A 7576-nucleotide genomic window follows, 5' to 3' on the forward strand; every position below is an offset into this window, starting at 1 on the left:
CGGCGCACAGATTGGGAAGCGCCGCCTTTTGAAACACAATAGCGGCTCCGCCGCAGAGACGATAGAAGATAGACGATAGATGGAAGCTGATGGGTCCGGCCCGCAGGGCCTGTACAGCTCAAGGCACAAGGCTAAAGGCTCAAGGCCCTGCACGTATGCACGTTACTCAGCCAGCCCAGCGCCGCAGGCAGACCGGTTCTTCTAAAAGCCCCCACCGCGCACGTCGTTCAGCCACTGGACCCCTGGCCCGCAGGGCCAGACCGAATCTATCGTCTTCCATCTATCTTCTATCGTCTGACAGCCAGACCTCCATCCACTCGTTGTGGCACTGGACCTCCGGCCCCACCGGGGCAGCAAAAAACAGCCCCCACCGGGAGGCTGCTTCTTTATTTCTTTATTATTTCTTTCCCTGGACGTAGAGCATGTTGTCCCGCTTTACGAGATTGTACATGAGAGCGTTCACGCAGGATGCGACAATGGAGCTGCCACCCTTCGTTCCGCGAACGGTAATGTAGGGGCAGGGAGCCCGGCGTACGAGCTGTTCCTTGGAGTCGGCAGCGCCCACAAAGCCTACCGGAATACCGATGATGAGGGCCGGACGGATGCCGTCTTCTTCTACCATCCGCATGGCTTCATAGAGGGCGGTCGGCGCATTGCCTACGGCAATGATGGAGCCGTTCAGGTCGGTGCCGAAGGAATTCATGGCTGCCATGGAACGGGCGATATTCTTTTCTTTGGCAATCTTTGCAATTTCCGGATCCGCCACCCGGCAGAATACGTCTCCCCCAAGAGCGGCGAGGGCTCTTTTATTGATGCCCGCTTTGACCATATTCACATCGCAGTAAATGCTGCAGCCACCGGCCAGGGCTTTGATGCCTGCTTCTACGGCGCCCTTGCTGGTGCGGATGAGGTGGCCGTAGTCCACATCCCCCGATGCATGGATCATGCGGGAATAGACGGTCACTTCTTCCGGGGTAAGGTCGATATCACTGATGAACGGATCGATGAGGTCCATACTCTTTTCTTCAATGGCTCTCGGGTTTTTTATGAAATCCATAATGTTCCTCCATATAGTCCAGGACATCCTTCGTATTGTCAAATACGGGAACTCCTGTCAGTTTCGCTTTTGGTTTATCGATGACGATGACGGAAATGCCGGCATCCATGGCGGCTTTGAGCTTCGTATCGCTGCCGCCGATGAGGCCGCTGTTCTTTGTCACCATCACGTCCGCTTTGTAGTCTTTAATCATGGCCAGGTTCATTTCATAGGAGAAAGGTCCCTGGATGGCCAGGATGTTCTTGGCCTTCATGCCCAGGTCTTCGCACATTTTAATGACATTGGACACAGGAAGTACCCTGGCCCAGATGGTCTTTCCCTGAAGCGCCGGCGCATGGACAAAGGTGGCAAGGGTCTTGGATCCGGTGGTGAGAAGGATGCTGTTTCCCAGTTTGCCTGCGAGGTCAGCCGCTTCGAATTCATCCTTTGCATGGTACAGCTTGTCATAGGCCGGAAGGGGGTATTCCGCCCGTTCATAGCGGACGTAATCGATACCGGTCTCTTTGCAGGCATCGTAGGCGGTCTCAGAAACGATGGCCGCATAGGGATGGCTGCAGTCCAGAATCAGGGTGACTCCCTTTTCCCGGATGACCCGGACCATGTCTTCTTTCCTGAACCGGCCCACTTCAATGTCCAGTCCCTTGTGGGCAGCCAGCACTTTTCCGTACTGGCTCACCACGGTCATCAGGATGTCATGGCGCTGTCCTTCCGGCATGGTCATGGCCCGGTCTGCCAGTTCCGCACCGATTTCCCGGCCATCCTGGGTCCCCGATATAATCCAGATCAAACCCGGTACCCCCTTGGTGTAATCATTTTCCCATCAGCCACGTAGGTATTGCTGTTGCCGATGATGACGGTGGACTGCATGTCCACGTCTTCCTGGGGCAGTTTTTCCAGATTGCTGATTGTGACAGTCATTCCCGGCCGTCCTGCTTTCCTGACGATACCTACCGGTGTCTCCGGTTTCCTGAATTCCAGTACAATATCCCGGATCTGGTCCAGATAGGTAGCCCGGCCCCGGCTCTTGGGATTATAAATGGCGATGACGAAATCCCCTTCTGCTGCCAGGCGGGCTCTCTTTTTGATGAGGTCCCAGGGGGTCATGAGATCGGAAAGGCTGATGACCGCATAGTCATGCATGAGAGCAGCACCAAGGGCAGCCGCAGAGGTATTGGCAGCGGTGAGTCCCGGAATAATTTCGCATTCCGGCCGTTTTTCCTTCGGCACCTTCTGGAGCAGTTCCAGTACCAGGCCCGCCATTCCATAGACTCCGGGATCCCCGGAAGAAATGACAGCCACCCGATGGCCTTCCACAGCCAGGTCCACCGCCTTCTGGCAGCGGTCCACTTCCTGACGCATGCCATTTCCGACCACTTCTTTTCCCCGGATCATGTCCTTCACCAGGGCGATGTAAGTATTGTATCCGACGATGATATCAGATTCATCCATACCCTGAATGGCCCGGGGAGTCATTTCTTCCCTATGGCCCGGTCCGATACCGATGACCCGGATAAACCCAGGGCGATTGACACCGTCGTGCTGACGAACTTCGTTTTCGGCAGAAGCGTTTTTCCCTTCATTGATTCCATTAACGCTGCTGATTGACATACGTTTCCCACTCCTATCGTGTTCTCTACAAATTTTGAAATTGGCATATCCACCTTTTCCGTCACCCGTTTCAGCTCCTCAGCCTTGTAAAAATGGATGGGAAGGCGGTTATGCGAAGCAAAGTCCAGAAGTCCCTTTTCATCGGCCTTCGCGTCTACGCTGGCCAGGGATGCTACCTGGTATTCACAGGCTCCTGCCAGGGCAAGGGCCTTATGGAAAGCATCGGAAATCAAAGTTTCCGGTGTCCCCCGTTTACATCCGATGCCGACGAATAAATTCTTCGGCCGGAGGCAGACAAAGGGCTTATTCACGTGAATTTTTTTATCGGAAATAATGACACAGCCATCGAAGGCCTCTTCATCAAGCGCCGTCAGTGGAAGGAAGGAAATCCCCTTCTTCGAAAGCCTTTCTCCTATGGAAGAAGCGCCATCGGTTTCTTCGTCAAGGAACCAGGTCACTTTCTTTCCTTCAGCGATAAAGCTGTTCACCGGTTTCAGGGCCCCCAGCGGTTCTACCCGCATCATGAGTTCCCTGGCCACATCATCCGGCGCCCGCCGTTCATGGACATCGGTGGCAGTGGTGATAACGGGATCCGCCCCCACCGCTGCTGCCACTTCCCGGCACCAGGCATTGGCGCCGCCCAGATGGCCGGAGAGGAGGGAAATGCAGTGTTTCCCGCATTCATCCATCACCAGCACCGCCGGATCGGAGGCCTTGCTCACCACGTGGGGCGCGATGGCCCGCACCGCAATGCCCGAAGCCATGATGAAAAGGAGGCCGTCATACTTCGTAAAGATGTCGGCAGTCAGGGCCAGGGTACGGTTGAAGTACTGCGCCTTTTCCCCGCTTTCTGACCCCTTCCGTTCATACAGCGTCCCTTCTCCGGAAATGCCCGCAAGTACCCGGGCGCCAAGCCTGGCTCCTTCTGATGACACTGAAATCACGGCGTATTTCATTTTTCATCGGTTCCTTTACGGAACATGGTGGTAAATTTGCTGTCATAGAGCTTGGACAGGTCATAGTCCGTATCCAGCACTTTGCCCACAACGATCATGGCCTGCCGCACCACGCCGGCCTTGTGGAGGATATCCGCAATGGTATCGATGGTCCCCCGGAAAATCCGCTGGTCCGGCCAGGTGGCTCTTGCCACGATGGCCACCGGTGTATCCCCCGGATAGCCCCCTTCTTTCAGGGTTGCCATGACCTTTTCAATGGCATGGACAGAGAGGAAAATGCACATGGTGGCCTGATGGGCTGCCAGAAGGGAAAGTTTCTCCTTTGCCGGCACCGGCGTACGGCCTTCCATACGGGTAATGATGACGGTCTGGGAAATACCGGGCAGCGTATATTCCTGCTTCAGCGCTGCGGCGGTAGCCAGAAACGAGCTTACCCCGGGAACCACTTCAAAGTCCTCATCCGGAATGCCGGCAGCCCGAAGGCCATCCATCTGTTCCTGGATAGCCCCATAAATAGCGGGATCCCCCGTGTGGACACGGGCCACCAGCTTTCCTGCCTTCAGCGCCTCGATTTCCACGGCCAGCACTTCATCCAGGTTCATGGTGGCGCTGTTGTAGATTTCAACGTTCTCTTTGCCATACTTCAGGATTTCCGGATTCACCAGGGAGCCGGCGTAGATAATTACATCCGCTTCCCCGATGATTCGCTGCCCTTTCACAGTAATCAGTTCCGGATCTCCAGGACCGGCGCCGATGAAATAAAGTTTCCCCATCATAATCCTCCTCAAATTTTTTCAGCTGTAAATATAAATACCGGGCTCAGGGGATTATACAGATGATAATGCCCCAGTTTCCGGAGTCTGTTGATCTGCATCTGGAACCCTTCCAGCCGGAATGGCCGGCCTTCAAATTCCTTCACGATTTCGCCGGTGGTTTCTGCGGTGACCGCCGTCAGTACGATGCGTCCTCCCTTGGAGAGCAGCGCTTCGGCCCGGTTCAGTATTTCATGCATATTACCGCTGGAACCGCCGATGATGATCACATCCAGCGGCGGAAGGCCGTCCATGGCTTCCGGTGCCACCCCTTTCACAGGATGGATATTGGAACACCCGAACTTTTCAGCATTTTCCTCAATAAGCTGAATGCCCTCCGGATTTCGTTCAATGGAATACACGTCCCCCTTCGAAGCAGCCAGGGCGGCTTCAATGGAAATAGATCCCGTACCTGCACCGATGTCGGCCACCGTATCTCCCGGCTGAATGTCAGCCTGCACCATAACCATGGCGCGGATTTCTGCCTTTGTCATCGGTACCTTTCCCCGAATAAACTCCTCGTCTCTGATACCAAATTTCATTAACCTATCACCACCATTACTGATTCACCAAAACCTTCGAGTCCCCGCATGTCTTCCAGAGTGGACTCCGATACATGCTGGTTCTCATAGGAAATATGCTCACAGGCTGCCGCCTTTGTAGAAGAGGGCCAGCCATGGTCTATAAGATAGCCGGCAATGTAGGCGGGATTGTGTTCATGATCCGTCAGAAATGCCAGCTTTCTCCCTTTCACATAGGCCGTATCCTTCTCGTCAGGAATCCTGCCATGGAAGGAAAGCCAGGAGCCTCCCTGCCAGGCCTCGCCGATGAGACAGAATGCAGCCTGCACCGAGGAAATCCCCGGTATCACTTCCACAGGAGCGGAAGGAAACTTCTTCTTCAGCCAGGGCAGGAGACTGTAAAATCCGGGGTCTCCGCTCACCATGACTACTACATCCTCCTTTTGGATAGCCTTTTCCAGCCATTCCGCCAGGAGGGAAAGCTTCCCGGTAATGGGATATGTTTCCTGGCCGTCCTTTGCATAATCGGACAGGGCCCGCCGTCCACCCACCAGATAATGGGCATGGTCGATAGCCGAAAGAGCCTTTGGAAGGATGTAGTCCCTTCCCCCCGGTCCAATGCCGGCCACAATTATTTTATGATCCATTTATTCTCTTCCAGAATCTCCTTTGCATGACTGGACATGGCCTGGATGGTGCCATCCATGGCCGCAAAAATAACGCCGACCTTCGACTTTCCGAAGATATAGCGCTCGGAACGGACCTGGGCCCGCTCCGCCATCTGGCCATAGACCATATCCAGGTGTTCCCTGTGAATAATGATGGCTGCCCCATCGGTGGTATTGCAGTCAAGGATTTCCTTCACCACCGCCGGCGAAGCCCCGTTCAAGGCAGCATAGGCAGCCATGGTCTCCATGCGGCCATCGCTGTTCCGGTTGTAGGTGTGGAAACTGCCGGATGCCACTTTGACCAGCTTTCCCATGTGGCCGATAAGAAGCATCTTATCAAATCCCCGGGCAATGCACTGCTCCATCATGAAGCCGATGAAATTGCTGGTTTCAATGATGGCCCCCTCCGGGATTCCCATGATTTTAGCAGCATTTTCACCGATACGGCCAGGGCAGAGCACGGCCGTCCGGAATCCTGATGCCCAGACCACCGGCACCTGGGGTGCCAGGGACCGCTTATAGGCATCTTCACTCATGGGCTTCACGATACCCGTGGTTCCCAGGACAGAAATACCGCCCTTCACACCGATGGAGGGATTCAGCGTCTGCTTGGCCAGTTCTTCTCCCTTCGGGATAGAAACGGTGACGGTACAGCCCTTCTCCCGTCCCACCAGGTCTTCATAGACATAGCGCATCATGATCTGGGGGCCCGGATTGATGGCGGGCTTTCCCACCGGCACCTGGAGTCCCGGCCGGGTCACCGTACCTACGCCCTTACCGGCTTTCAGCACCATGCCCGGTGTATCGGTGAGTTCCACCGTCACTACGATGGGAGTTCCATTGGTGCAGTCCAGGTCATCCCCCGCATCCTTGATGCAGGTGGCGGTGCCTTTATTGCCCTCCGCCGAAGCAGACTCCACGGGAATGGTAATTTCCTGCCTCTGGGGAGACAGGACGGTCACTTCCTTTGGAAATTCCCCTCGAATCGCAAGGATGGCTGCCTTCATGGCCCCCGTAGCCGTAGCTCCGGTGGTATGGCCTTCCCTCAGCACCTTGCCAATCATTTCCTCCGGTTTCAATCTATGCACTTCCTCATCTGTAATTTACAAACTGCAGGTCCGCATCCAGATCCTGCTGTTTCAGGAAAGCAATGCAGGCCTGGAGAGCATCCTTATCCTTGCCGCTCACCCGGACCTCATCGCCATTGATCTTGGCCTGTACTTTGATCTTAGATGCTTTCACCCGCTTCACGATGTCCTTGGCCATGTCTGAAGAAATCCCGTTCTTCAGCTCCAGCACCTGGCGCACCGTACCGCCGGCAGCGGGTTCCTTCTTTTCCTCTTTGATATTCTTCAGGGAAATGCCCCGCTTGACCAGCTTCGTATTTAAAATATCCCTTACAAGGCGAAGCTTGAAATCATCATCGCCGATCAGGGTAATATGGTCCTCTTCCAGAGAAACGGAACTCTTACTTCCCTTGAAATCATAACGGGTCCCGATTTCCCGGGCTGCCTGGTTTACTGCATTGGCAGCTTCCTGCAGATTCGTGCGGCATACCACATCGAAAGAATAATCTTTTGCCATAGTTTCCTCCTGCCTGGTCAGGTCAATCTTTCAATACACAGACTGTAAAAGTAAAGTAACTGCACCATTACATTTTACCATATGTAGCAGGGAAAATGAGAGAATTTTGAGTTCCTTTTGGAAAAAAGTTGGATTGTGGTGGATTAAGGGAAGAGCGGTGCATAAAAATCCTTATGATGAAATCTAACTCTGCGAATGAATCATTGCTTCCTTAGTATGCCATCCATGGATATGGGGCTAACGGTGGTGGATTGGCATCGCTGCCCCCGCCAGCCGGGTTGTGGGTACATTGCACCGGGCGCAGGATGAATTGCCGCAGCCCTTTTATCTGCTTCGCAGAACCCGCCTCTTCGAGGCGGGTCCCTCCCCC

9 protein-coding genes are annotated in these 7576 nt (G+C 54.5%); all 9 read right to left on the reverse strand.

Annotated features, from left to right (window positions below; genetic code table 11):
- Positions 1–397 precede the first annotated feature (397 nt).
- The 9 genes from QZR21_RS06860 to QZR21_RS06900 are packed head-to-tail and all read right to left on the reverse strand — an operon-like array spanning position 398 to position 7206.
- The gene (locus QZR21_RS06860; protein ID WP_296099599.1) at positions 398–1057 is read right to left on the reverse strand and encodes a precorrin-8X methylmutase; all 660 of its coding nucleotides are present in this window, start codon (positions 1055–1057) and stop codon (positions 398–400) included.
- A complete protein-coding gene (gene cobK / locus QZR21_RS06865; protein WP_296099597.1) occupies positions 1026–1844 on the reverse strand; it encodes a precorrin-6A reductase in 819 nt (272 codons plus the stop codon). Before cobK ends, QZR21_RS06860 begins: the two co-directional genes overlap by 32 nt.
- Positions 1841–2530 carry a precorrin-3B C(17)-methyltransferase gene (gene cobJ / locus QZR21_RS06870; protein WP_296099595.1) on the reverse strand — a complete coding sequence of 230 codons (690 nt, stop codon included), beginning with the start codon at positions 2528–2530 and terminating at the stop codon, positions 1841–1843. Before cobJ ends, cobK begins: the two co-directional genes overlap by 4 nt.
- Complete coding sequence (locus tag QZR21_RS06875; protein ID WP_296974554.1) at positions 2527–3621, reverse strand: cobalt-precorrin 5A hydrolase; 1095 nt, start codon at positions 3619–3621, stop codon at positions 2527–2529. The genes cobJ and QZR21_RS06875 overlap by 4 nt, the downstream gene beginning before the upstream one ends.
- Positions 3618–4394, reverse strand: a complete 777-nt coding sequence (gene cobM / locus QZR21_RS06880) for a precorrin-4 C(11)-methyltransferase (protein WP_296099604.1) — start codon at positions 4392–4394, stop codon at positions 3618–3620. The genes QZR21_RS06875 and cobM overlap by 4 nt, the downstream gene beginning before the upstream one ends.
- A gap of 11 nt (positions 4395–4405) precedes the next feature.
- The gene (cbiT, locus tag QZR21_RS06885; RefSeq protein ID WP_296099590.1) at positions 4406–4975 is read right to left on the reverse strand and encodes a precorrin-6Y C5,15-methyltransferase (decarboxylating) subunit CbiT; all 570 of its coding nucleotides are present in this window, start codon (positions 4973–4975) and stop codon (positions 4406–4408) included.
- The gene (cbiE, locus tag QZR21_RS06890) at positions 4975–5601 is read right to left on the reverse strand and encodes a precorrin-6y C5,15-methyltransferase (decarboxylating) subunit CbiE (protein WP_296099588.1); all 627 of its coding nucleotides are present in this window, start codon (positions 5599–5601) and stop codon (positions 4975–4977) included. The genes cbiT and cbiE overlap by 1 nt, the downstream gene beginning before the upstream one ends.
- Positions 5586–6701, reverse strand: a complete 1116-nt coding sequence (cbiD, locus tag QZR21_RS06895) for a cobalt-precorrin-5B (C(1))-methyltransferase CbiD (protein ID WP_296099601.1) — start codon at positions 6699–6701, stop codon at positions 5586–5588. Before cbiD ends, cbiE begins: the two co-directional genes overlap by 16 nt.
- 13 nt (positions 6702–6714) lie before the next feature.
- Positions 6715–7206 carry a YajQ family cyclic di-GMP-binding protein gene (locus QZR21_RS06900; protein WP_296099585.1) on the reverse strand — a complete coding sequence of 164 codons (492 nt, stop codon included), beginning with the start codon at positions 7204–7206 and terminating at the stop codon, positions 6715–6717.
- Between the last annotated feature and the right edge of the window lie 370 nt (positions 7207–7576).

It is taken from the genome of uncultured Dialister sp. (assembly GCF_900541605.1).
Lineage (GTDB): Bacteria > Bacillota > Negativicutes > Veillonellales > Dialisteraceae > Dialister.

What these genes read in the sequence shown, in the direction of transcription:
- cobM (WP_296099604.1), bottom strand. Translation starts at nt 4,394, where the DNA reads ATGGGGAAACTTTATTTCATCGGCGCCGGTCCTGGAGATCCGGAACTG.
- QZR21_RS06860 (WP_296099599.1), bottom strand. Translation starts at nt 1,057, where the DNA reads ATGGATTTCATAAAAAACCCGAGAGCCATTGAAGAAAAGAGTATGGAC.
- QZR21_RS06900 (WP_296099585.1), bottom strand. Translation starts at nt 7,206, where the DNA reads ATGGCAAAAGATTATTCTTTCGATGTGGTATGCCGCACGAATCTGCAG.
- cbiT (WP_296099590.1), bottom strand. Translation starts at nt 4,975, where the DNA reads ATGAAATTTGGTATCAGAGACGAGGAGTTTATTCGGGGAAAGGTACCG.
- cbiE (WP_296099588.1), bottom strand. Translation starts at nt 5,601, where the DNA reads ATGGATCATAAAATAATTGTGGCCGGCATTGGACCGGGGGGAAGGGAC.
- cobJ (WP_296099595.1), bottom strand. Translation starts at nt 2,530, where the DNA reads ATGACTCCCCGGGCCATTCAGGGTATGGATGAATCTGATATCATCGTC.
- QZR21_RS06875 (WP_296974554.1), bottom strand. Translation starts at nt 3,621, where the DNA reads ATGAAATACGCCGTGATTTCAGTGTCATCAGAAGGAGCCAGGCTTGGC.